Raw genomic sequence first — 22,727 nt, forward strand, 5'->3', positions numbered from 1 at the left:
GTTGAGCTTCGCGCCGACCCGCAGGCCTTCACGAAACTTTATTTGGTGCGGATGAAGAGACTCGAACTCTTACACCTTGCGGCGCTGGAACCTAAATCCAGTGTGTCTACCAATTCCACCACATCCGCGCTTGAAGCTTTTAAAGCAAAGGCGCCAGACTATTAATCTGGCGCCTTTTTAAATATGGGGTGGACGAAGGGGATCGAACCCTCGACAACGGGAGTCACAATCCCGTGCTCTACCAACTGAGCTACGCCCACCATATTGCGCTACTTGTGCCAAAGCTGCCTAATGGCGCACCCGGCAGGACTCGAACCTGCGACCATCCGCTTAGAAGGCGGATGCTCTATCCAGCTGAGCTACGGGCGCCTTATTAATCTGTACTCTTGGAGGATTACAAACTAACCAGTGCTAGGCTGTGCCCGACAAGTGCGACGAATAGTATAGATGGACCCGAAACCCGTCAAATCCTTTTTATAAAAAATTCATTTTATTTAAGGGGTTAGGGGAATTTGCAGACCAAGCGCCTTTGCCCTCACGCCATGGCATGCGAGAATGCGCGCACTTTTCTTCCCCCTCTCGATGGTTAATCACGCGTAATGACTGCACAACTTATCGACGGCAAATCAATCGCCGCCAGCCTGCGCCAGCAGATCGCCAAACGAGTCGCCGAGCGCAGCCAACAAGGCCTGCGCACGCCGGGCCTCGCGGTGATCCTGGTCGGCAGCGATCCTGCCTCTCAGGTTTATGTCTCGCACAAGCGTAAAGACTGTGAAGAGGTCGGCTTTATTTCCAAAGCCTACGACTTGGCTGAAGACACCACCCAACAGGCCCTCACCGACCTGATCGACAGCCTCAACGACGATCCGGCCATCGACGGCATCCTGCTGCAACTGCCATTGCCCGAGCATCTGGACGCGTCGAAATTGCTCGAACGCATCCGCCCGGACAAGGACGTCGACGGTTTCCACCCTTATAACGTCGGCCGCCTGGCCCAGCGTATCCCGCTGCTGCGCCCGTGCACCCCGAAGGGCATCATGACCCTGCTGGAAAGCACCGGCGTCGATCTGTATGGCCTGGATGCCGTCGTCGTCGGCGCCTCGAACATCGTCGGTCGCCCGATGGCCATGGAACTGCTGCTGGCCGGCTGCACCGTGACCGTGACCCACCGCTTCACCAAGGACCTGGCCGGCCACGTTGGCCGCGCCGACCTGGTGGTCGTCGCCGCCGGCAAGCCGGGCCTGGTCAAGGGTGAGTGGATCAAGGAAGGCGCCATCGTCATCGACGTGGGCATCAACCGCCAGGACGATGGCAAGCTCGTGGGCGACGTGGTGTACGAAACCGCCCTGCCCCGTGCCGGCTGGATCACCCCGGTACCCGGTGGTGTCGGCCCGATGACCCGTGCCTGCCTGCTGGAAAACACCCTGTACGCCGCCGAAACCCTGCACGTCTAATAACCAGCCGTTCTGAAAGAGCCCTGCCTTATCGCAGGGCTTTTTATGGCCGGATAAAAAGTAGTTTTTTCTTTGTTTTTAAGGGGTTTCATCTGTTTCTAGAAGAACATTCGACAGTTTCTGATCCATACTCCTAAAATGTAACGGCATTTATCAGAAAGTCCGTGCAGAACGGTATATCCCTACTTTTTTTAGCGAGTTCATCCGCGTGAAAATTCATCTTTCCATTGTCAGCCTATTTTTTGCATTGACAGGCACCTTCGCGAGCGCAAGCGAAACCACCACCGCTCCCCGCGACATGTCCACCCTGCACATCGCCTCCGGCAGTGCGATGGTGGTAGACCTGCAGACCAACAAAGTCATCTATGCCAGCAACCCGGATGTCATCGTGCCGATCGCCTCGGTGAGCAAACTGATGACCGGCCTGATCGTGCTGGAAGCCAAGCAGAACATGGATGAATACATCGACATCAACATCAAGGACACGCCAGAGATGAAAGGCGTGTTCTCCCGGGTCAAGATCGGCAGCGAGATGCCGCGCAAGGAGATGTTGCTGATTGCCCTGATGTCCTCGGAAAACCGCGCCGCCGCCAGCCTGGCCCACCACTACCCGGGCGGCTACCCGGCCTTCATCGCAGCGATGAACGCCAAGGCCAAGGCACTGGGCATGACCAGTACCCATTATGTGGAACCTACCGGCCTGTCGATCCATAACGTGTCCACCGCCCGCGACCTGAGCAAGCTGCTGGCCGCCGCACGCAAGTACCCGATGCTCAGCCAGTTGAGCACCACCAAGGAAAAGACCGTCTCGTTCCGCAAACCCAACTACACCCTGGGTTTCTCCAACACTGACCACCTGATCAACCGCGCCAACTGGGACATCAAGCTGACCAAGACCGGCTTTACCAACCAGGCCGGCCATTGCCTGGTGCTGGTGACCAGCATGGGTAATCGCCCGGTGTCGCTGGTGATCCTCGATGCCTTCGGCAAATTCACCCACTTTGCCGATGCCGGGCGCATCCGCAGCTGGGTCGAAACCGGCAAGAGCGGCTCGGTGCCAGACGTCGCATTGCGCTACAAGGCTGACAAAAACCTGAAGAACCGCCCACGGGCGAATGTTCAGGTCACCGAGTCCCGCTGATCCGTAAATAGCGACATAAAAAACGGCGCCCTTGAGCGCCGTTTTTTTATTTGGCCTGACTGGCCAGTGTCTTGACTGCTTGGGCCGCCGCCTGTTCCTGGCCCGCCTGGGCCGTGGCGCTGGCAGCCTGCTGCCAGCGCTGGGCGTCGACCTTGACCGGCAACTGGGTGGGCCGCTGAATAAGTACCGCCCACTTGCCGCCGTCTTTCCACGCTGACTCAAACGCACTGAAATCCATCGGCATGCGCCGCGCCAAGCCTGAACGCAGCAACACCATGCTCTTCTGCTTGTTGTAACCCACCACCACGACATACCGCGGCCCGGCCCAGAAGGTCGAGCCCTGGGTGATACGCGCCATCACCGGGTACCCGGCCGCGACCTGTGCCAGCAGCGCCGGCAGCTGATCTTCCAGCGGGTACACCAACATCCCGTATTCACGGGCCAGCACCTGCATGTTGCGCTCAAGGTCCGCTTCAGCGCCCGGCAAATGCAGTGGCTTATCCAATAGCCCCGGTGTAATCACAATGCCTTGTTGAGACAGCATGCTGGCCAGAGCGGCTGGGCCACCGAGGTAAGTCTCACCGCGAAACGCCGGCACGCCCTTGAGCTCGACACTCTCCGGCAGGCCCGGGATGCTCGTAGGTTTTGGATGCGAGGAACAGGCCGCCAGCCCCATGAAACAGGCGGCGACCCACCAGGAGGTTTTAATGTTCGAGGGAAACCGCAACTTCTTCACTCACTTGATCAACGGTCGACGTGGGCCCTGATCATAGGACGCTCCGGGGCGCGGGTATAGCCTTGCAGCGCAGTAAAAGGCCGGCGATAGAGCAAACAAGTTGGACGCACACGACCATTGGTCAATAGCAGGCAACCTGCGGATAGCTAGACTGTCCATTGAGAAGACAGTGTGTGCCCGGCACCGGGCGAAAGGAGGCACTTATGAGCCTGACAACAACGATTCTGCTTTTGATCTGTGGCTGGCTGGCCGTCGCCGCCGCCATGCTGTGGGGCGTGATGCGCGTGACCCGCCGGCACCATCACCCACACGTAAAACCCGCAGCACCCGGCAAGCTGCACAAACCCGCCGGGCACCACGCCTGACGCCTTAGCCAGGCATGCAACTGAAGTCTTCGGTCTGCGCCAATTCCTTGCCGTGGCTATCCTTCAACTCGGCACGCACCGTCGTACCCAGGCTGGATTCCACCAGGGTGTAATGCTCGCCGGCCTTGAAGTTGCCGTAGGTCACATGCCCGCGACAATCCTGCTGGTTATCATCCCCCGCCTCTTCTTCAAACAAGGTGACGTCCAGGCGATGCGCGCCGGGTTTCACTTCGAAGTAGCGGCCATCATTAATGTTTTTACCGTCTACCCGCTCGGCCATCAGGTCGTTGGGTGCCTCCTCTTGCAAGCCGATCCAGGCTTCGCTCGGGTCCGCCTTCGGCATCGGGCCGGCACACGCCGACAACAACAGGACCGCACTCAAGGCCGGGATCAACAACAAGGGTTTAAGCGACATGGCAGAACTCCAAATGGATAAAGAGTGAACAGGCGAAACAGCTCCCGTTCGATCGGTATCCAGCTTGTTACTGTCACCATTGTTGAACAAATGAATACATATGAAAGGATCTTCAGCCGTTAACTAAATCTTCCTTCACCTGGCTGAAAGGTGCGTGTTAGGTGGGTCCGTCAAGACTGCGAGCGTTTGCAATCCAACTCCTTTGGAGGTTACGGCATGCTCGGGCTGGTAAAGACCGCACTGCTCAAGCCCTACACGTTTATCGTGCTGGCAATTTTCATCTGCATCATTGGGCCCATGGCGGCCTTGCGTACCCCCACTGACGTATTTCCCGATATTGGCATCCCCGTCGTTGCGGTGGTTTGGCAGTACAACGGCCTGTCTCCGGACGCCATGGCCGGTCGCGTGATCTACACCTACGAACGCTCCCTGAGTACCACCGTCAACGACATCGAGCACATTGAATCGCAGTCGTTACCCGGCATGGGCATCGTGAAGATTTTCTTCCAGCCCGGCGTGGATATCCGCACCGCCAACGCCCAGGTAACAGCGGTGTCACAAACCGTGCTCAAGCAGATGCCACCGGGCATTACGCCGCCGCTGATCCTCAACTACAGCGCCTCTACGGTGCCGATTCTGCAGATGGCGTTCTCAAGCCCCAGCTTGTCGGAAGCGAAGATCCGCGACCTGGTGCAGAACAACATCCGCTTGCCCCTGAGCGCCCTACCCGGCCTGGCCATGCCCACGCCAATGGGCGGCAAGCAACGCCAGATCACCCTCGACCTCGACCCACAGGCGCTGGCCGCCAAAGGCCTCTCGGCGCAGGACGTAGGCAACGCCCTGGCCCTGCAGAACCAGATTATCCCGGTGGGTACCGCCAAACTCGGCCCCAACGAATACACGATTTTGCTCAACAACAGCCCGAAGGCGATTGATGAGCTCAACGACTTGCCGATCAAGACAGTCGACGGTGCGATCATCACCATCGGCCAGGTGGCCCACGTGCGTGACGGCTCGCCGCCGCAGACCAACATCGTGCGCGTCGACGGCCACCGTGCGGTGCTGATGCCGGCCCTGAAAAACGGCAGCATCTCCACCCTGTCGATCATCGACGGCATCCGCCAGATGCTGCCGCGCATCAATGAAACCCTGCCGCCGTCGCTGAAGACCTCGCTGCTCGGCGACGCCTCGGTGTTTGTCAAACAGTCGGTGGGCAGCGTGGCCCAGGAAGGCATCATCGCCGCCTTGCTGACCAGTGCGATGATCCTGCTGTTCCTCGGCAGCTGGCGCTCGACCATCATCATCGCCGCGTCGATTCCCCTCGCGGTACTGTCGGCCATCGCCCTGCTGGCGGCCACCGGGCAAACTCTCAACGTCATGACCCTCGGCGGGCTGGCGTTGGCGGTGGGGATCCTGGTGGACGACGCCACAGTGACCATCGAGAACATCAACTGGCACCTGGAACAAGGCAAGGCGGTGAAGGACGCGATCCTCGACGGCGCCAAGCAGATCGTCGGCCCGGCGTTCGTGTCCCTGCTGTGTATCTGCATCGTGTTTGTGCCGATGTTCATGCTGCAAGGCATCGCCGGCTACCTGTTCCGCCCGATGGCATTGGCGGTGATTTTCGCCATGGCCAGCTCGTTCATTCTATCGCGGACCCTGGTGCCGACCCTGGCGATGTTCCTGCTCAAGCCGCACGTGCCGGAGCAAGGTGAAGGTCATCACCCGGAAGATGAATTCATCAACCATCACGAGGGCGACCAGCACAAACCGCAGCGCAACGCGGTGCTGCAATCGGTGCTGAATTTCCAGCAGGGTTTTGAGCGTCACTTCTCCAACGTGCGGGACGTTTATCACGGCCTGCTGACCCTGGCCCTGGGCGCACGCAAGCGATTCATCGTGGGTTTTCTGGCGTGCATCCTTGCCTCGTTCCTGCTGCTGCCAAGTCTGGGCCAGGACTTCTTCCCGGCCACCGACGCCGGGGCCATGGCCCTGCACGTGCGCTTGCCGCTGGGCACACGCATCGAAGAGAGCGCGGCGGCCTTTGACCGGATCGAAGCGCGGATTCGCGAGATCGTTCCGGCCGACGAACTGGACACCATCGTCGACAACATAGGCATCCCGCTGAGCGGCATCGACATGGCCTACAGCAGCAGTGGCACCATCGGCCCACAGGACGGCGATATTCAGGTCACCCTGAAAAAGGACCATGCGCCCACCGCCGACTACGTGAAAAAACTGCGTGAAGCGTTGCCCGAAAGCTTCCCCGGCAGCCAGTTCGCATTCCTCCCGGCAGACATCAGCAGCCAGATCCTCAACTTCGGTTCGCCGGCCCCGCTGGACGTGAAAATCTCCGGGCGCAGCGATGAAGAAAACCGCGCCTACGCCATCGAACTGGAACGTCGCCTGAAACACATACCGGGCATTGCCGACCTGCGCATCCAGCAGTCCACCGGCTACCCGTCACTGCAAGTCAACGTGGACCGCATGCGTGCCAACGGCCTGGGCATCACCGAGCGTGACGTAACCAACAGCATGGTTGCGTCCCTGGCCGGCAGCTCGCAAACCGCACCAACGTTCTGGCTCAACCCGGCCAACGGCGTGTCGTATTCGATCGTGGCAGCCACCCCGCAATACCGCCTCGACAGCCTGCCGTCCCTGGAAGCGTTGCCGGTAACCGGTGCCGACGGTCAGTCACAGATCCTCGGCGGCGTGGCGACCATCTCGCGGGTACAAAGCCCGGCGGTGGTGACCCACTACAACATCGAGCCGACCCTGGACCTGTACGCCAACGTGCAAGGCCGCGACCTCGGCGGCGTCGCCAGCGATGTGCAAAAAGTGCTGAACGACATGGCCCCGATGCGCCCCAAAGGCGCGACCATCAGCCTGCACGGGCAGATCGATGCGCTGCATGAAGCGTTCAACGGCTTGAGCTTCGGCCTGCTCGGTGCGGTGGTGCTGATCTACCTGCTGATCGTGGTCAACTTCCAGTCCTGGACTGACCCGTTCGTGATCATCACCGCACTGCCGGCAGCGCTCGCGGGAATCGTCTGGATGCTGTTCCTCAGCGGCACGTCATTGTCGGTGCCCGCACTCACGGGGGCCATCCTCTGTATGGGCGTGGCCACCGCCAACTCGATCCTGGTGGTGAGCTTCTGCCGAGAGCGCCTGGCCGAACATGGCGATGCACTCAAGGCTGCACTGGAAGCCGGCTACACCCGTTTCCGCCCGGTATGCATGACCGCCCTGGCGATGATCATCGGCATGTTGCCGCTGGCCTTGTCCGAAGAACAAAACGCGCCGCTGGGACGTGCCGTGATCGGCGGCCTGATCCTCGCCACCACTGCCACTTTGCTGTTTGTACCCGTGGTCTTCAGCCTGGTCCACGGTCGTCACCCTACTCGCGCTGCTGCTGGAGAAACTTCACATGTCGTCTGATCACAAACCCTCGCGCAAGCGTCTGATGCTCATGGGTGTCGGCGGCCTGACACTGGCCGCCCTGTTGGTCGCCAACGGCCTGCACGCCCGTACGATGCATGAAAAATCCGTCACCGCCTGGACCGAAACCGCCGCCGTGCCGCAGGTGCTGGTGTTCCAGCCCAAACAGAACGCGGCCGGCGACACCCTGCGCCTGCCCGCGCATCTGGAAGCCTGGAGCAAGGCACCGATTCATGCACGGGTCAGCGGTTACCTGAAAGACTGGAAAGTCGACATCGGCAGCCAGGTCAAGGCCGGGCAGATTCTCGCCGAGATCGACAGCCCCGACCTCGACCAGCAAGTGGCGCAAACCCACGCGCGCATGGTGCAGGAGCAGGCCAATGCACGCCTGGCGCAAACCACCGCCACCCGTTGGAAAAACCTGCTGGACAGCCATTCGGTATCGCGCCAGGAGGCCGATGAAAAAACCTCCAACGCGCTGGCGGCCAAGGCCAACGCCCAGGCCGCCGAGGCTGACTATGCGCGGCTCTCGGCCCTGGAAGACTACAAGACCATTCGCGCGCCATTCGCCGGTGTGATCACCGCGCGCAACACCGACATCGGCCAGTTGATCAAGGCTGACAGCGACAGCGATCCGGAACTGTTCGACATCGCCGACACCCACCAACTGCGCCTCTACGTGCCGGTGCCGCAGAACTACGCTGCGGTGATTCATCCCGGGCTGGCCGCCCAACTGACGGTACCCGAGCACCCCGGCGAACACTTCAGCGCGAAGCTGATGGGCGACTCCACCGCCATCGACCGCCGCTCCGGCACCCTGCTCGCACAGTTCGTGGCCGACAACCCGGACGGCAAGTTGCTGCCCGGCGACTACGCCGAAGCCACCCTGGCGATTCCGGCGGATACCCATGGCGTGAGCATCCCGGCCAGCGCCCTGATCTTCCGCGCCGAAGGTACCCAGGTCGCGGTACTGGACGCCAAGAACCACGTGCACCTGCAAGACATCCACATCGGCCTCGACCTCGGCGAGCGCCTGGTGATTGACCAGGGCCTGAAACCCACTGACCGCGTAGTCGACAACCCACCCGACGCACTGCGCGAAGGCGACGCCGTGCAAATGGCCGATGCCGGAGGTGCCCATGCGCCCAAGGCTTAAACCCCTCGCGGCCCTGGTATTGGTGGCACTGCACGGTTGCTCGCTGGCGCCCACCTACAAGGCGCCGACCATCGACCTGCCGGCCAAGTACCGCGAACAGACCAGCGACGGCCCGTGGCACAGCGCGCAACCGTCCGACCAACTGGCGCCGAAGTGGTGGCAGCTGTATCAGGACCCGCGCCTGAACGACCTGCAGGAACAACTGCTCAAGGCCAACCCGGACCTGGCGGCGGCGCTGGCGCATTTCGATGCGTCCCAGGCGTATGCCAGCCAGTTGCATGCCGGGCTGTTCCCGCAAATAACCGCCAGCGCGCAACCGTTGCGCCAGCGGCAATCGGACAATCGGCCACTGCGGGGTGATACCCAGCCTTCGGTGTACAACAGCAACACGGCGGGGTTTGCGCTGAGCTTCGATCTGGATCTGTGGGGCAAAATCCGCAACCAGGTGGCGGCTGGCGATGCACAGGCCCAAGCCTCCGGGGATGACTTGGCGGTGGCGCGCCTGAGCCTGCAGCATCAGTTGGCGACGCTGTACGTGCAGCTCAACGGGCTGGATGCCCAGAGCCGGATTCTCAGCAGTTCGCTGGATGATTTTGGCCAGGCGCTGAAACTGACCCGCAGCCGGTACGAGGGGCAGATCGCCTCGGAGCTCGACCTGACCCGGGCGCAGAATCAGCTGGCTGAAGCACAGGCGCAGCTTGACGATGTGCGCGGTCAACGCAATCTCACCGAGCATGCGATTGGTGAATTGGTGGGCGTATCCGCCAGTGAATTCCAGCTGCCGCCGAGCAAGCAATTGATCGCGCTGCCGGGGATTCCGCAACAACTGCCGAGCCACCTGCTGCAACGCCGGCCGGATATCGCGGCAGCCGAGCGACGGGTGTTTGCGGCCAACGCGAATATCGGCGTGGCCAAGGCGGCGTGGTACCCGGATTTCAGTTTGACCGGCTTGATTGGCGGGCAGACCCAAGGTGTGGGCAACTTGTTCTCCGCCGCCAATCGGTATTGGGCGCTGGGGCCGCTGGTGAATCTGCCGATCTTTGATGGCGGCCGGTTAAGCGCCAATGAGCGCCAGGCCAAGGCGGAGTTTGAAGAGGCTTCGGCGCACTATCGCAGCCAGGTGTTAAGAGCCGTGCGTGAGGTGGAAGACAACCTTGGGCAACTGCGCGACTTGCAGCAGGAGGCGATGGACGAACAAGCCGCCGCGAATGCCGCCGAGCACACACAGGCACTGGCGATGAACAGTTACCAGGCGGGGGCTGTGAGTTACCTGGATGTGGTGACGGCGCAGACGGCGGCGTTGCAGGCGCAGCGCACGTTGCAGGCGGTGCAGACGCGGCAGTTGCAGGCGAGTGTGGGTTTGGTGACGGCGCTGGGCGGAGGCTGGTTGCCTGGGGCGTGAGGTTGCTTCTTACAACCGGGATCACATACGGGAGTTTTGTTGATCCGGACGTCAGGGCGCCAAGTAGGCTCCCACAGCCTCGAGTGCTCGAAGCTTCAAATAATCCGCCTTGATGACCGCGTTGTCGGCATGCACCAAATAAATGGTACCCGGTTGGCTGAATACGTCTTTGGTCATGCCAATCGGCTGCCCGCTGCCAACGTAGAACACCGAATAAAAATAGGACTCGAGCTTCAGAAGCTCGCTTAAAAACAGCTCTTTGGTGAAACAACCCGGCGAACGATTGATTAGGCAGACGTTATAGCTGTGCAGCAACAATTCATAACCTACCTGGGCGTCAAGCAAGCGCTCAAATTGTTCCGGCTCAACGATGGACATAACCGTGGCGCGAATCTGCCCCAGTCCTGTCGTCTGTTCGGATACTTCAGGACGAAGAATTCCGTCGGTGCGCGCTGCGATCTCCACAAGTCTGGGACCTTTTTCGGTCAGCATAACCTCCGCGTGGCTAGGGCCATTTTCAATGCCCAGGCTTCTGACGACCTTGCGGGTGTAGTCGACCAGCAGCTCACACTCAGGCTCGGCAGGGCTGACCAGTTCATCAATGTCGTAAATGACGCTACCGCTGTCCAGCCGCTCCTTTCGGTATCTCACCACTTCAGTGACCATCTGCCTCGCGCCCAGGGAGACCATATTCACAACATATTCCACACCAACCAAATATTCCTGGATCAGGACCTGAGCGTTCCTAATATTGAGTCGATTGGTCGTTCCCAAAACCTTTCCGAAGGCGACCTCACAATCTTGCAAATCATCGCAAATATAAACCCCATCCGCGCCTGCACTATCCAGAGGTTTCAGCACCACGGGAAACCTGCCATGCCCCAGGATCCAGGCCTTGGCCGCATTCCATGACTCAACGATAGCCTGTTGCGCGGCTGGCAGCCCAGCGTCGGCGACACAACGGATCATTTCAAACTTGTTCCTGCGCGCCTGAGTTCGGTTGAATTGGTTGCGATAAGGAAGATTGAGCTGCTCGTTGAGCCAATCAGACAACAACACACCGGTTTCAGCCCCAGCGATGATGTACTGGGGATCGAACGTCGCAACGCGTTCGACCGTCGCTTCCAACTGCTTATTGACGATCAGACATTCATAAATCGAGGCATCGAAACCCATGTAGTAATAATCATCGAGCGTCGCGGACGACGCCACATGGATCAACGTACAGCCTCGCTCACGCAACGCTTTCGCGACAAACTTACCGGATGAAAAACCATCGACTATCACGACTCTGCTCATCTCAATCCCCGCCTTTCGAGATACAGACTTGCGATTGCTCGTCCAGAGAGTAAAAAAATAATGACGCCAACCGCCGTGACACTGGCTGCCGAAAACTCCACTCGTGTGTCGAGATATTGAAGCAGCAGGACAAACACCGGCAGTGTCAGCAGTAACAGCGAGACATGGATAGCACTGAGATAATGAATGGTTTTTTGAATCAGATAAATCGGCAGCAAATGGCCAATCACCACTAACGTCAGCATCGGCCAGAACAGCTCAGGGCCCAAGGCAAAACCGACACCCGTCGCGGGAATCAAGACGACACAGGCAATGATCATCACCACATTTCGGACCGCCAGAATTTCATAAACAACCCACTGTCGAGCGAATAGCTTTTTCGAGACGATCGTATACATCACGGTGCCCAACGCGCACACCAGAACGCTGACGATGCCAAGCATTCGCTGCCCGGTAGTGGTGGAAGACACACCACTGTCACCCATGAATGACTTGAACAACATGATTCCCACGGAAATCAGTACCAGCCAGGAAATCAATGTATCCGCCAACGCGGTTTTAACTCTGTTTTTATCAAGAGCAGAGAGGATGAGCGTTAGCGCCGGCCCGCATGCCACTGAGGCCACGCCGACAACGGCAGGTTCCAGATAACGGAGTGCGTAGAATAGGCCGCCCCAGTTCAATAGAACTGCAACATTGACTAAAAAAACTAACAATATGTTTTCGCACAGTTTTAAGATAAGTTTTTTGTTACTTCGCAAGAGCGTAAAACTTAGAAAAAACGCTCCTGAAAAACTGAAGCAGTAAAAAATGACTACCAAGGGATTTATCATTTGGGTAACAAAAGCCACATACACGTCAAATGCAGCACTGATAAAGCAAAAAATCAGCCCAAGCACCATTCCGCGCCGCATCAAGCTACTCATTTAAATCACCAGATGGTGTGCAACCTTGACGGGCTTCGAATTGTTTCATCGTATCGATGCCATGCTTTAAGAAGTAACGTATCTTCTATATCACCTAGCTTCATTACTCCTCCTTCAATCCAAAAATTTATTCCGATGCATTTAACCCTATCAAAACATTGCAAAAGTAAATAGCTAGCAAAACGGTTAGGTGCTTGCAAAAAAAACTAACACCTTCAGGTAGCACCGATAACGGAAAAATGAAAAAGGGAACTTTCACACAAGCTGCTCGGATGTGACCTTCATACTATTTAACCCATTATCTGCAGTTACTAGTATCCACTGGGCTCTGGGGCCCTTGGTAAACCTGCCGATCTTCAACGGCGGGCGCCTGAGTGCCAAGCCAAGGCCGAGTTTGAAGAGGCCTCGGCCCACTACCTCAGCCAGGTTTTACGCGCCGTGCGCAAGGTTAAAGATAACTAGGGGCAACTGCCGGATTTGCAGCAGAAAGCGCTGGATGAACAGTTATCTGGCGGGGCTCTGAGTTATCTGGATGTGGTGACGGCGCAGACGGCGGCGTTGCAGGCGCAGCGCACATTGCAAGCGGTGCAGACGCAGCAGTTGCAGGCGAGTGTGGGGTTGGTGACGGCGCTGGGCGGCGGTTGGAAGCCCGACGCCTGATACAAATCTCGAGCCCACCCTGGATCAAATGTGGGAGCTGGCTTGCCTGCGATAGCGGAGTGTCAGGCACTGCAACTGTGTCTGAAACACCGCTATCGCGGGCAAGCCCGGCTCCCACATTTGAGAGGAGTGAAGCCTGTCGTCGACTCAGGCGGCCGGTTTGCCGCTGGCAATCGCCACCGACGTGGGTCACGTCAAACATCTCTAGACTGACCCACCGCCAATTTCAATCTTCCGGCCGACTATTCAGAAAAACACTCACTGCTGTGTAATCGCTGCCATTGGCATGTCGATACAGCGTACTGCTGTGATAGTCGGATACATCCCCCGCCACCGACACATTGATCGTACGGCCCTGAACATCAACTTTTGCCGATGCGTCACGCGTAATTAGAAATGGACTGGCATCCCTCAACGCAGCCAATACTTCACTGTCGTCCTCCAAGGCGCGGTAAACGTAATATCGATAGCTGAACGGAACAGTTGCCCCTCCACGGTCATCCTTGACGCCATAGACGGCCCCGTCAGTGCCAAGTGGCACTCTCATTACAACTTCTGTCAATTGCGGGTGCCCCGGCGATAGCAGCCAATTACCACCGATATACACCAAGCAAAACGCCAATAGGATCGTAGTGACAACTGAGTAAATCGGCTTTCTAGTAGTTCCTGAACCTGGCATACCTGATTCCTTCCTTGATCCAGTATTGATCGACCGGATCATCACCGAAAGGTGCCTCTCCCCACCAACGACCGAACTCGGATTTATCCGTGCCCGCTCTGCTTTGAGCAAGCCCCGCTGCGCGCAAAAGCACTTCTTCGCTGAAACCAGCAGCTGTCCCCACGGCGCCATAATGAAAGTTTCCAAAGGCTTCATATTCTTTGGAAATCTTCTTGTAGTCCCAAGGACCGCGATTGCGGACCTGAGTATAAAACCAAGAGTACATAAACGCGGAACCAGCCTTCAGCACATTCTTTTTGTGGAACGCGGTGGCCATATTTTCGTCGAGCGATACGCCGGGTGGTGGCATAGGGTTCGCCATCAAATGCTTCCTCTGCATTAGGTTTTTGCGTGTCGGAACCTAACACTGGAAGCCCGAAATAATGAGCGGCACGAAGAACAAAAGAGACCTCGTACAAAGGAGCAGGACATGCCTTACAACCATCCTCGAAGCGACATATTTCCTACGTTTCTTTCGGGTTGCTGGTCGGAACGGGCACCACTAGTCTTCGCCAGTCGCTGCCAATTCAGCGACCGGACGTGAGAAATCCGAACGACTCCATTGGCGCAAAAGCGCCCGCCGTATACAGTGCAGGCGCTTTTTCTATGCTCGCTGTTATGGCGGCTGTGCGCGGGCACGCTTCGGCGTGGCCAAGCTCCTGGGGTCTTGGTTTTCTCACTCCGCGTACAGCTGCCACCTTCGTTCGTGAGAAAAACCTGGTGGTAGTCTCTAACTCTCCAGGAACTGCATCATGATCAAAGACAGTCCAAATCCTCCTTCCGATTCAAACCTGCTCTTCACCCTCCGCCCTGGTCTCGATACCGAAACCCTGCTGCTTAATGCCTCTCAGGATCTGGAATCCATCAATGCCATCGCCGCGCACTTGGCCTTTGAGGTTGATGGTTCACAGCGCAGTGTGGTGCTGGGGATGTGTCGGATGCTGGAGGGCGTGCAGTTGCTTGTAGATCGGGTGGTGGATGCGAGGGTAGCCGTGAGCTGACCCATAAATGTGGGAGCTGGCTTGCCTGCGATAGCGGAGTGTCAGGCACTGCAACTGTGTCTGAAACACCGCTATTGCGGGCAAGCCCGGCTCCCACATTTGAGAGGAGTGAAGCCTGTCGACTCAGGCAGCCAGTTTGCCGCTGGCGATTGCCACCGAAGCTGCCACCATCGCCCTCAGCAACACCGCACACCCCGCCGCCAAATCATCCGGCGCCGCGTTCTCGATTTCGTTATGGCTGATGCCACCTTCACACGGCACAAAGATCATCCCCGCGGGCCCCAGTTCCGCGACGAAAATCGCGTCATGCCCTGCCCCGCTCACGATATCCATGTTGGACAACCCCAACCCATTGGCCGCATCACGCACGGCATCCACGCAGCCTTTGTCGAAGTACAGCGGCGGGAAGTCAGCGGTGGGTGTCATCTCGAATGTGAGGCCGTGCTTGGCGCAGGTCTCGTCGATCACCTTGCGCACCTGGGCAATCATCGAATCCAGCCGCGCCGGTTCCAGATGGCGGAAGTCCAGGGTCATGCGCACTTCGCCAGGAATGACGTTGCGTGAGCCCGGATACGCCTGCAGGCAACCGACGGTGCCGCAGGCGTGAGGCTGATGACCCAACGCCGCCGCGTTAACTGCAGCCACCACGGCCGCGGCACCGACCAGGGCATCCTTGCGCAGGTGCATCGGGGTCGGCCCGGCATGCGCCTCGACACCCCGCAGTTTCAGGTCGAACCATTTCTGGCCAAGGGCGCCCAGCACCACACCGATGGTTTTCTTTTCATCCTCAAGAATCGGACCTTGCTCGATATGTGCTTCGAAATATGCGCCCACCTTGTGCCCGCTCACCGGGCGTGATCCGGCATACCCAATGGCATTCAGCGCATCGCCCACGGTCACGCCATCGGCATCCGTCTTGGCCAGCGTGTCGACCAGGGTGAATTTCTCGGCAAACACCCCGGAGCCCATCATGCAGGGAGGAAAGCGCGAGCCTTCTTCGTTGGTCCACACCACCACTTCCAGCGGCGCTTCGGTTTCCACCTTCAGGTCATTGAGGGTGCGCAATACCTCAACGCCCGCCAGCACGCCAAAACAGCCATCAAACTTGCCGCCGGTGGGCTGGGTGTCGATATGGCTGCCGGTCATCACCGGCGGCAACTGGGGATTGCGCCCCGGCCGGCGGGCAAAGATATTGCCGACGCCATCGATGGTCACGGTACAGCCCGCTTCTTCGCACCACTTCACAAACAGGTCGCGGGCCTGGCGATCGAGGTCGGTCAGGGCCAGGCGGCACACACCGCCCTTGGGGGTGGCGCCGAGCTTGGCGAGTTCCATCAGGGACAGCCACAGACGATCGCGGTTGATGTGCTGATGGGTGGATTGCAGAACGTCTATGGCAGCGTTCATGGGGATCTCCTCAGGCAGTAGTTCTTATAAATTTGACCAGACTCTCACTGGAGGACTGCGATCAAAAATGTGGGAGCGGGCTTGCTCGCGAAGGCGGTGATTCAGCTAACACATCTGGCGACTGGCACACCGTATTCGCGAGCAAGCCCGCTCCCACATTTGATTGCATTCCACATCGATTAAAGCGGTGTTTTCACGGCGACCACACGAGCCCCGCGCTTCATGCAGAGGGCGTAATACAACAAGCCACCGAGCGCCGAGCCGGTGAACCAGCCATAGCTGTAGAACCAGCTGAACGCATCGCTGCCCAGGGACAGCAACGTCAACACCACCGGCACGCCAAACGCCAGGAAGCCATGCCAGTTCCACGCCGGGTACACGTCATCGCGATACAAACCGGCGAGGTCCAGTTGCTGTTTCTTGATGATGAAATAGTCCACCACCATGATCCCGGCGATCGGCCCCAAGAGGCTTGAGTAACCCAGCAACCAGTTGGAATAGACGGTTTCCAGGCTCACGTCGGAAATGATCAGCCCGAGCTTTTTCAGCAGTTCGTGGGCCATCAGCGCCAGGCCCACCAGGCCGGTGAGCACCACCGCCGTGGTGCGGTTGATCAGCTTGGGCGCGATGTTCTGGAAGTCGTTGGTGGGTGAGACGATGTTCGCTGCGGTGTTGGTGGACAAGGTGGCGATGATGATCAGCGCCATGGCCACGGCTACCCACACCGGGCTCTGGATATGGCCGATCAGGGTCACCGGATCGGAGACGCTGACGCCCACCAGTTTTACCGAGGCGGCGGTCATGATTACGCCGAGGGCGGCGAACAGGAACATGGTCAGCGGCAGGCCGAAAATCTGCCCGAGGATCTGGTCTTTCTGACTCTTGGCGTAGCGGCTGAAGTCGGGGATGTTCAATGACAAGGTGGCCCAGAAACCCACCATCGCCGTCAGGCCTGCCATGAAGTAGCCGGTGAGGCTCGCGCCTTCGGGACGCTTGGGCGGGATCGCCATCAACTCGGTCAGCGAGACATTCGGCAGCGCCCACACCAGCAGCCCGATTCCCACCGCCACCAGCAGCGGTGCCGACAGGGTTTCCAGCCATTTGATCGACTCGGCGCCACGCAATACCACCCACAGGTTCAGGGTCCAGAAGATCATGAAGCCGATCACTTCACCGGTGCCGCCAAGGGATTTCCAACCCTCGAAAATCGACCCCAGGAACAGGTGGATCGCCAGGCCGCCAAACATCGTCTGGATACCGAACCAGCCACACGCCACCAACGCGCGGATCAGGCACGGCACGTTGGAGCCGAGCACGCCGAAGGACGAGCGCAGCAACACCGGAAACGGGATGCCGTACTTGGTACCGGGGAAGGCGTTGAGGGTCAGCGGGATCAGCACCACGATATTGGCCAGCAGGATCGCCATCAGCGCCTCGCCCACCGACAACCCGAAGTACGCGGTGAGCACGCCGCCCAGGGTGTAGGTCGGCACACACACCGACATGCCGATCCACAGCGCGGTGATATGCCACTTGTTCCAGGTGCGTTCGCGCACCTTGGTCGGTGCCATGTCGTGGTTGTAGCGGGGGCTGTCGAGGACGTCGGGGCCGGCGTCGAGTTCGTACAGGCCGTTGCGCTCAATGACTTGCGATCTGTTCTGTTGCATGGCCGCTCCACGGTTTTTTCGAATTATTTTTGCTCATCCCGTGACGTGCACGGGATGGCCGGAGTACCTCGTTGACAACATGACATCCGGGACCCGGCCAACCGCCACCGCACTCAATAACCGTGCCGTAAACCGTCAACCTGCCCGCACCGCTTATATAACTTGCTGATGTTTATCAGCTTTATTGTCTCGACCGAAGAGCCCCTCGTTACTTTCAGCGTTACTCAGGCCAAATAACGCAGAAGTTGTCCGAACCATCAGGACTCAATCTGGTGCAACACCATTATTTTTATTTACCGGCCCCGTCAAGAGGCATGTCTCAAGCGTCTGATTTGCAATAGGAAATGTTGCTCATATTGGGAACCTGTCAAGTGCGTCAAAATGGTGAGAGGCCGCTACATTTTGGTGATTTTGATTTTTTATCGTTAAAATTCAATCAGTTATTACAGACATAAGCTTATAAAAAATATTCTTGCTCATTCGAAAAACTCGGGCTAGTTTCTATTCCTGTCACCGCTGACAGGAATTAACTTTCCAGCGGCGCGATGCATGACAACACTTAGAACTGGCACAAGCCGGTCAAGCCTGTGAGGAACTCGACATGTCGCTGTTGATCCGTGGCGCTACCGTTATTACCCATGATGAAAGTTACCGAGCCGATGTTTTATGCGCAGACGGTCTAATCCGCGCCATTGGCACTGATCTGGATATTCCCGCCGGCACCGAGATACTCGACGGCAGCGGTCAATACCTGATGCCCGGCGGCATCGACCCCCATACCCATATGCAGTTGCCCTTCATGGGCACCGTGGCCAGTGAAGATTTTTTCAGTGGCACGGCCGCCGGGTTGGCGGGCGGCACCACGTCGATCATCGACTTTGTGATTCCCAACCCGCAGCAATCCCTGCTGGAAGCCTTCCATCAGTGGCGCGGCTGGGCCGAGAAGTCGGCGTCCGACTACGGCTTTCACGTCGCCATTACCTGGTGGAGCGAGCAGGTCCGCGAGGAAATGGCCGAGTTGGTGAGCCAACACGGCATCAACAGCTTCAAGCATTTCATGGCGTACAAGAACGCGATCATGGCCGCCGACGACACCTTGGTGGCGAGCTTCGAACGCTGCCTGGAACTGGGTGCGGTACCGACGGTGCATGCCGAAAACGGCGAGCTGGTGTATCACCTGCAACGCAAGCTGATGGCCCAGGGCATTACCGGGCCTGAAGCGCATCCGTTGTCGCGGCCTTCGCAGGTGGAAGGTGAAGCCGCCAGCCGGGCGATCAGGATTGCCGAAACCATCGGCACGCCGCTGTACCTGGTGCACGTGTCCACCAAGGAAGCGCTGGATGAAATCACCTACGCCCGCAGCAAGGGCCAGCCGGTGTACGGCGAAGTATTGGCCGGGCATCTGCTGCTGGACGACAGCGTGTATCAACACTCCGACTGGCAGACCGCCGCCGGCTATGTGATGAGCCCGCCCTTCCGCCCGCGCGGGCATCAGGAGGCACTGTGGCATGGCTTGCAATCGGGCAACCTGCACACCACCGCCACCGACCATTGCTGCTTCTGCGCCGAGCAAAAAGCCGCCGGGCGGGATGACTTCAGCAAGATTCCCAATGGCACTGCCGGTATCGAAGACCGCATGGCGCTGTTGTGGGATGAGGGCGTGAACACTGGGCGCTTGTCGATGCAGGAATTCGTTGCGCTGACGTCTACCAACACGGCGAAGATCTTCAACCTGTACCCGCGTAAAGGTGCGATCCGCGTAGCGGCCGACGCTGACCTGGTGCTGTGGGACCCGCAAGGCACACGGACCATTTCCGCGAAGACTCACCACCAGAAAGTCGACTTCAACATCTTCGAAGGCAAGACCGTGCGCGGCGTGCCGAGCCATACCATCAGCCAGGGCAAGCTGGTCTGGGCGGATGGGGATTTGCGCGCCGAACGGGGTGCGGGTCGGTATATCGAACGGCCGACGTATCCGCCGGTGTTTGAGCAGTTGAGCAAGCGGGCGGAGCGTTCCAGGCCGGTTGCTGTGAAACGCTGAGGCCGCCATTCGCGAGCAAGCCCGCTCCCACATTCGCCCCCATTCCAACAGGATAAATGCAGTCGAATGTGGGAGCGGGCTTGCTCGCGAAGAGGCCGGTACCGGCAACAAAAAAACCACTGCCCACCAGAGGCAGCACCTCAAAAACCGTGAGGCCAATACCGTGATCCAGACCCTGAACCATCTTCCCCACCCCCATGAAGATGCGGCGGCCCTCGCCGCGCATTTCACCGACCTGGCGCCGCCGCTCAATGCCCGGCAAGCCCAACTGGAAGCGTCGCGCTGCCTCTACTGCTACGACGCGCCGTGCGTCAACGCGTGCCCCAGCGAGATCGATATCCCGTCGTTCATCCGCAATATCCACACGGAGAACGTCCAGGGCGCCGCGCAGAAGATTCTCTCGGCGAATATCCTCGGCGGCAGTTGCGCCCGGGTCTGCCCGACGGAAATCCTCTGCCAGCAAGCCTGCGTGCGCAACAATGCCGAGGAATGCGCCCCGGTGCTGATCGGCCTGTTGCAGCGTTACGCGGTGGACAACGCGCACTTCAGCGAACACCCGTTCCAGCGCGCCGCGCCCACCGGCAAGCGCATCGCGGTGGTCGGCGCCGGGCCTGCGGGTTTGTCCTGCGCCCATCGCAGCGCCCTGCACGGCCATGACGTGGTGATTTTCGAAGCCCGGGAAAAAGCCGGTGGCCTGAATGAATACGGGATCGCCAAGTACAAGCTGGTGGATGACTTCGCGCAAAAGGAACTGGATTTCCTCCTGCAAATTGGCGGCATCGAGATCCGCCACGGCCAGCGCCTGGGCGACAACCTGACCTTGAGCGAACTGCACCAGCAGTTCGATGCAGTGTTCCTCGGCCTTGGCCTGGCTGCCAGCAAACAGCTCGGCCTGCCACACGAAGACGCCCCCGGCCTGCTCGCCGCCACCGACTACATCCGTGAACTGCGCCAGGCCGACGACCTCAGTCAACTGCCCCTGGCCGACCGTTGCATCGTGCTCGGCGCCGGCAACACGGCCATCGACATGGCGGTGCAAATGGCCCGCCTCGGTGCTCGTGACGTCAACCTGGTGTATCGCCGTGGCCTGGCTGAAATGGGCGCCACCGGCCATGAGCAGGACATCGCCAAGGCCAACCAGGTACGCCTGCTGACCTGGGCCCAGCCCGAAGAAGTGTTGCTCGACGACCAGGGCCATGTGCGCGGCATGCGTTTCGCCCGCACCCGCATGGTCGATGGCCGCCTGCAAGCCACCGGCGAGACCTTCGAACTGGCCGCCGACGCGATCTTCAAGGCCATCGGCCAAGGCTTCGACGACGAGGCGCTGCACGACCCGCTGGCCCACCAACTGCAACGCCAGGGCGATCGGATCTTCGTCAACGAACAGCTGCGCACCAGCATCCCCGGTGTGTACGCCGGCGGCGATTGCGTCAGCCTCGGCCAGGACCTCACCGTCCAGGCCGTGCAACACGGCAAGCTGGCCGCTGAAGCCATGCACGCCCAACTCATGCTGAATGTGGAGGCTGCGTAATGGCCGATCTCTCGATTGTATTCGCCGGTATCAAAGCCCCCAATCCGTTCTGGCTGGCCTCTGCACCGCCTACCGACAAGGCCTACAACGTGGTCCGCGCCTTTGAAGCAGGCTGGGGCGGCGTGGTCTGGAAAACCCTCGGCGAAGACCCGGCAGCGGTCAACGTCTCATCGCGCTACTCGGCGCACTTTGGTGCCAACCGTGAAGTGCTCGGCATCAATAACATCGAGCTGATTACCGACCGCTCCCTGGAGATCAACCTGCGGGAAATCACCCAGGTGAAAAAGGACTGGCCGGACCGCGCGCTGATCGTGTCGCTGATGGTGCCGTGTGTTGAAGAATCCTGGAAACACATCCTGCCGCTGGTGGAAGCCACAGGCTGCGACGGCATCGAGCTGAACTTCGGCTGCCCCCACGGCATGCCGGAACGCGGCATGGGCGCGGCGGTGGGCCAGGTGCCGGAGTATGTGGAACAGGTGACGCGCTGGTGCAAGACCTATTGCTCGCTGCCGGTGATCGTCAAGCTCACGCCGAACATCACCGACATACGCGTGGCGGCGCGGGCAGCGTATCGCGGGGGCGCGGATGCGGTGTCGCTGATCAACACCATCAACTCCATCACCAGTGTCGACCTGGAGCGCATGGTCGCCCTGCCGATGGTCGGCACCCAAAGCACCCACGGGGGTTACTGCGGCTCGGCGGTGAAACCCATCGCACTGAACATGGTGGCGGAGATTGCCCGGGACCCACAGACACAAGGCTTGCCGATCTGCGGGATTGGCGGGATTGGCAACTGGCGCGATGCAGCGGAATTCGTCGCGCTGGGCTGCGGCGCGGTGCAGGTGTGCACGGCGGCGATGCTGCATGGGTTTCGGATTGTCGAAGAAATGAAGGACGGGCTGTCGCGGTGGATGGACAGCCAGGGTTACAGCAGCCTGCAGGAATTTTCCGGGCGGGCGGTGGGCAATACGACGGATTGGAAGTACCTGGATATCAATTACCAGGTGATCGCCAAAATTGACCAGGCGGCGTGTATTGGCTGTGGGCGTTGCCATATTGCCTGTGAAGACACGTCGCACCAGGCGATTGCCAGCTTGAAGCAGGCGGATGGGACACATAAATACGAGGTGATCGATGATGAGTGCGTGGGGTGCAACCTGTGCCAGATCACCTGCCCGGTGGCGGACTGTATCGAGATGGTGCCGGTGGATACCGGAAAGCCGTTTTTGAACTGGACGCAGGACCCGAGGAACCCCTACCGCGAGGCGGTATAGCCTGAATGATCGTTCCCACGCTCCGCGTGGGAATGCATCCGTTGACGCTCCGCGTCACGACCTTAAGAACGGACGCAGAGCGTCCAGGCGGCATTC

General features: G+C 59.3%; 18 protein-coding genes, 3 tRNA genes and 1 pseudogene. 11 read left to right on the top strand and 11 right to left on the bottom strand.

Features of this window, described 5'->3' with window-relative positions; translation table 11 throughout:
- Positions 1-43: 43 nt before the first annotated feature.
- The 3 genes from HX824_RS04415 to HX824_RS04425 all read right to left on the bottom strand — a co-directional run bounded on the left by HX824_RS04415 (position 44) and on the right by HX824_RS04425 (position 369).
- Positions 44-128: transfer RNA gene (locus HX824_RS04415), tRNA-Leu, on the bottom strand.
- Between the two features lie 56 nt (positions 129-184).
- Positions 185-260: transfer RNA gene (locus tag HX824_RS04420), tRNA-His, on the bottom strand.
- 32 nt (positions 261-292) lie between these two features.
- Positions 293-369, bottom strand: a tRNA-Arg gene (locus HX824_RS04425).
- A gap of 230 nt (positions 370-599) precedes the next feature.
- Between HX824_RS04425 and folD the strand changes: the two genes are divergently transcribed.
- The gene (gene folD / locus HX824_RS04430; RefSeq protein ID WP_003207853.1) at positions 600-1,454 is read left to right on the top strand and encodes a bifunctional methylenetetrahydrofolate dehydrogenase/methenyltetrahydrofolate cyclohydrolase FolD; all 855 of its coding nucleotides are present in this window, start codon (positions 600-602) and stop codon (positions 1,452-1,454) included.
- A 208-nt stretch (positions 1,455-1,662) separates the two neighbouring features.
- Positions 1,663-2,595 (top strand): D-alanyl-D-alanine endopeptidase, encoded by a 933-nt coding sequence (gene pbpG, locus HX824_RS04435; RefSeq protein ID WP_003207851.1) that lies wholly within the window; start codon positions 1,663-1,665, stop codon positions 2,593-2,595.
- 46 nt (positions 2,596-2,641) lie between these two features.
- On the opposite strand, the gene HX824_RS04440 is transcribed toward pbpG, so the two are convergent.
- A complete protein-coding gene (locus HX824_RS04440; protein WP_023658984.1) occupies positions 2,642-3,271 on the bottom strand; it encodes a peptidase C39 family protein in 630 nt (209 codons plus the stop codon).
- A 263-nt stretch (positions 3,272-3,534) separates the two neighbouring features.
- Here HX824_RS04440 and HX824_RS04445 point away from each other — a divergent pair, with 263 nt between their 5' ends.
- Positions 3,535-3,696, top strand: coding sequence for a hypothetical protein (locus HX824_RS04445; RefSeq protein ID WP_003207847.1), 162 nt, complete (start codon positions 3,535-3,537; stop codon positions 3,694-3,696).
- 4 nt (positions 3,697-3,700) lie between these two features.
- Here the strand turns inward: HX824_RS04445 and HX824_RS04450 are convergent, their stop codons facing one another.
- Positions 3,701-4,111 carry a hypothetical protein gene (locus HX824_RS04450; RefSeq protein ID WP_003207845.1) on the bottom strand — a complete coding sequence of 137 codons (411 nt, stop codon included), beginning with the start codon at positions 4,109-4,111 and terminating at the stop codon, positions 3,701-3,703.
- 216 nt (positions 4,112-4,327) lie between these two features.
- On the opposite strand from HX824_RS04450, the gene HX824_RS04455 reads away from it, so the two are divergent.
- Genes HX824_RS04455 through HX824_RS04465 form a run of 3 tightly spaced genes read left to right on the top strand, consistent with a single transcriptional unit; the run spans position 4,328 to position 10,107 of the window.
- The gene (locus HX824_RS04455; protein ID WP_003207843.1) at positions 4,328-7,549 is read left to right on the top strand and encodes an efflux RND transporter permease subunit; all 3,222 of its coding nucleotides are present in this window, start codon (positions 4,328-4,330) and stop codon (positions 7,547-7,549) included.
- Complete coding sequence (locus tag HX824_RS04460; RefSeq protein ID WP_177021057.1) at positions 7,539-8,705, top strand: efflux RND transporter periplasmic adaptor subunit; 1,167 nt, start codon at positions 7,539-7,541, stop codon at positions 8,703-8,705. The genes HX824_RS04455 and HX824_RS04460 overlap by 11 nt, the downstream gene beginning before the upstream one ends.
- Positions 8,689-10,107, top strand: a complete 1,419-nt coding sequence (locus HX824_RS04465) for an efflux transporter outer membrane subunit (protein WP_177054185.1) — start codon at positions 8,689-8,691, stop codon at positions 10,105-10,107. The genes HX824_RS04460 and HX824_RS04465 overlap by 17 nt, the downstream gene beginning before the upstream one ends.
- Positions 10,108-10,158: 51 nt before the next feature.
- On the opposite strand, the gene HX824_RS04470 is transcribed toward HX824_RS04465, so the two are convergent.
- Positions 10,159-11,406: an ATP-grasp domain-containing protein gene (locus HX824_RS04470; RefSeq protein WP_087693202.1), complete on the bottom strand. Its 1,248-nt coding sequence runs from the start codon at positions 11,404-11,406 to the stop codon at positions 10,159-10,161.
- Complete coding sequence (locus HX824_RS04475) at positions 11,403-12,332, bottom strand: DMT family transporter (protein WP_087693201.1); 930 nt, start codon at positions 12,330-12,332, stop codon at positions 11,403-11,405. Before HX824_RS04475 ends, HX824_RS04470 begins: the two co-directional genes overlap by 4 nt.
- Positions 12,333-12,630: 298 nt before the next feature.
- On the opposite strand from HX824_RS04475, the pseudogene HX824_RS04480 reads away from it, so the two are divergent.
- A pseudogene (locus HX824_RS04480) lies at positions 12,631-12,992 on the top strand (RND transporter); the annotation flags it as partial.
- A gap of 226 nt (positions 12,993-13,218) precedes the next feature.
- Here the strand turns inward: HX824_RS04480 and HX824_RS04485 are convergent.
- Both HX824_RS04485 and HX824_RS04490 read right to left on the bottom strand, forming a co-directional pair.
- A complete protein-coding gene (locus HX824_RS04485) occupies positions 13,219-13,671 on the bottom strand; it encodes a hypothetical protein (protein ID WP_087693200.1) in 453 nt (150 codons plus the stop codon).
- Entirely contained in the window at positions 13,649-14,032 is a 384-nt protein-coding gene (locus HX824_RS04490; RefSeq protein WP_371318923.1) for a polymorphic toxin type 44 domain-containing protein, read from the bottom strand. Before HX824_RS04490 ends, HX824_RS04485 begins: the two co-directional genes overlap by 23 nt.
- Positions 14,033-14,462: 430 nt before the next feature.
- Here HX824_RS04490 and HX824_RS04495 point away from each other — a divergent pair, with 430 nt between their 5' ends.
- Positions 14,463-14,711 carry a DUF6124 family protein gene (locus HX824_RS04495; protein WP_177054186.1) on the top strand — a complete coding sequence of 83 codons (249 nt, stop codon included), beginning with the start codon at positions 14,463-14,465 and terminating at the stop codon, positions 14,709-14,711.
- 123 nt (positions 14,712-14,834) lie between these two features.
- Here the strand turns inward: HX824_RS04495 and HX824_RS04500 are convergent, their stop codons facing one another.
- Both HX824_RS04500 and HX824_RS04505 read right to left on the bottom strand, forming a co-directional pair.
- Positions 14,835-16,118, bottom strand: a complete 1,284-nt coding sequence (locus HX824_RS04500) for a Zn-dependent hydrolase (protein ID WP_003207837.1) — start codon at positions 16,116-16,118, stop codon at positions 14,835-14,837.
- 179 nt (positions 16,119-16,297) lie between these two features.
- Positions 16,298-17,785, bottom strand: a complete 1,488-nt coding sequence (locus tag HX824_RS04505; protein WP_003207834.1) for an NCS1 family nucleobase:cation symporter-1 — start codon at positions 17,783-17,785, stop codon at positions 16,298-16,300.
- Between the two features lie 601 nt (positions 17,786-18,386).
- Here HX824_RS04505 and hydA point away from each other — a divergent pair.
- From hydA to preA, 3 genes are all read left to right on the top strand, one after another.
- Complete coding sequence (gene hydA / locus HX824_RS04510; protein ID WP_177054187.1) at positions 18,387-19,826, top strand: dihydropyrimidinase; 1,440 nt, start codon at positions 18,387-18,389, stop codon at positions 19,824-19,826.
- Positions 19,827-19,989: 163 nt separating this feature from the next.
- Positions 19,990-21,357 (top strand): NAD(P)-dependent oxidoreductase, encoded by a 1,368-nt coding sequence (locus tag HX824_RS04515; protein ID WP_003207831.1) that lies wholly within the window; start codon positions 19,990-19,992, stop codon positions 21,355-21,357.
- Positions 21,357-22,631 carry an NAD-dependent dihydropyrimidine dehydrogenase subunit PreA gene (preA, locus tag HX824_RS04520; protein ID WP_003207829.1) on the top strand — a complete coding sequence of 425 codons (1,275 nt, stop codon included), beginning with the start codon at positions 21,357-21,359 and terminating at the stop codon, positions 22,629-22,631. Before HX824_RS04515 ends, preA begins: the two co-directional genes overlap by 1 nt.
- Positions 22,632-22,727 lie beyond the last annotated feature (96 nt).

The sequence above is a fragment of the Pseudomonas sp. D4002 genome, assembly GCF_013385665.1.
Classification (GTDB): domain Bacteria; phylum Pseudomonadota; class Gammaproteobacteria; order Pseudomonadales; family Pseudomonadaceae; genus Aquipseudomonas.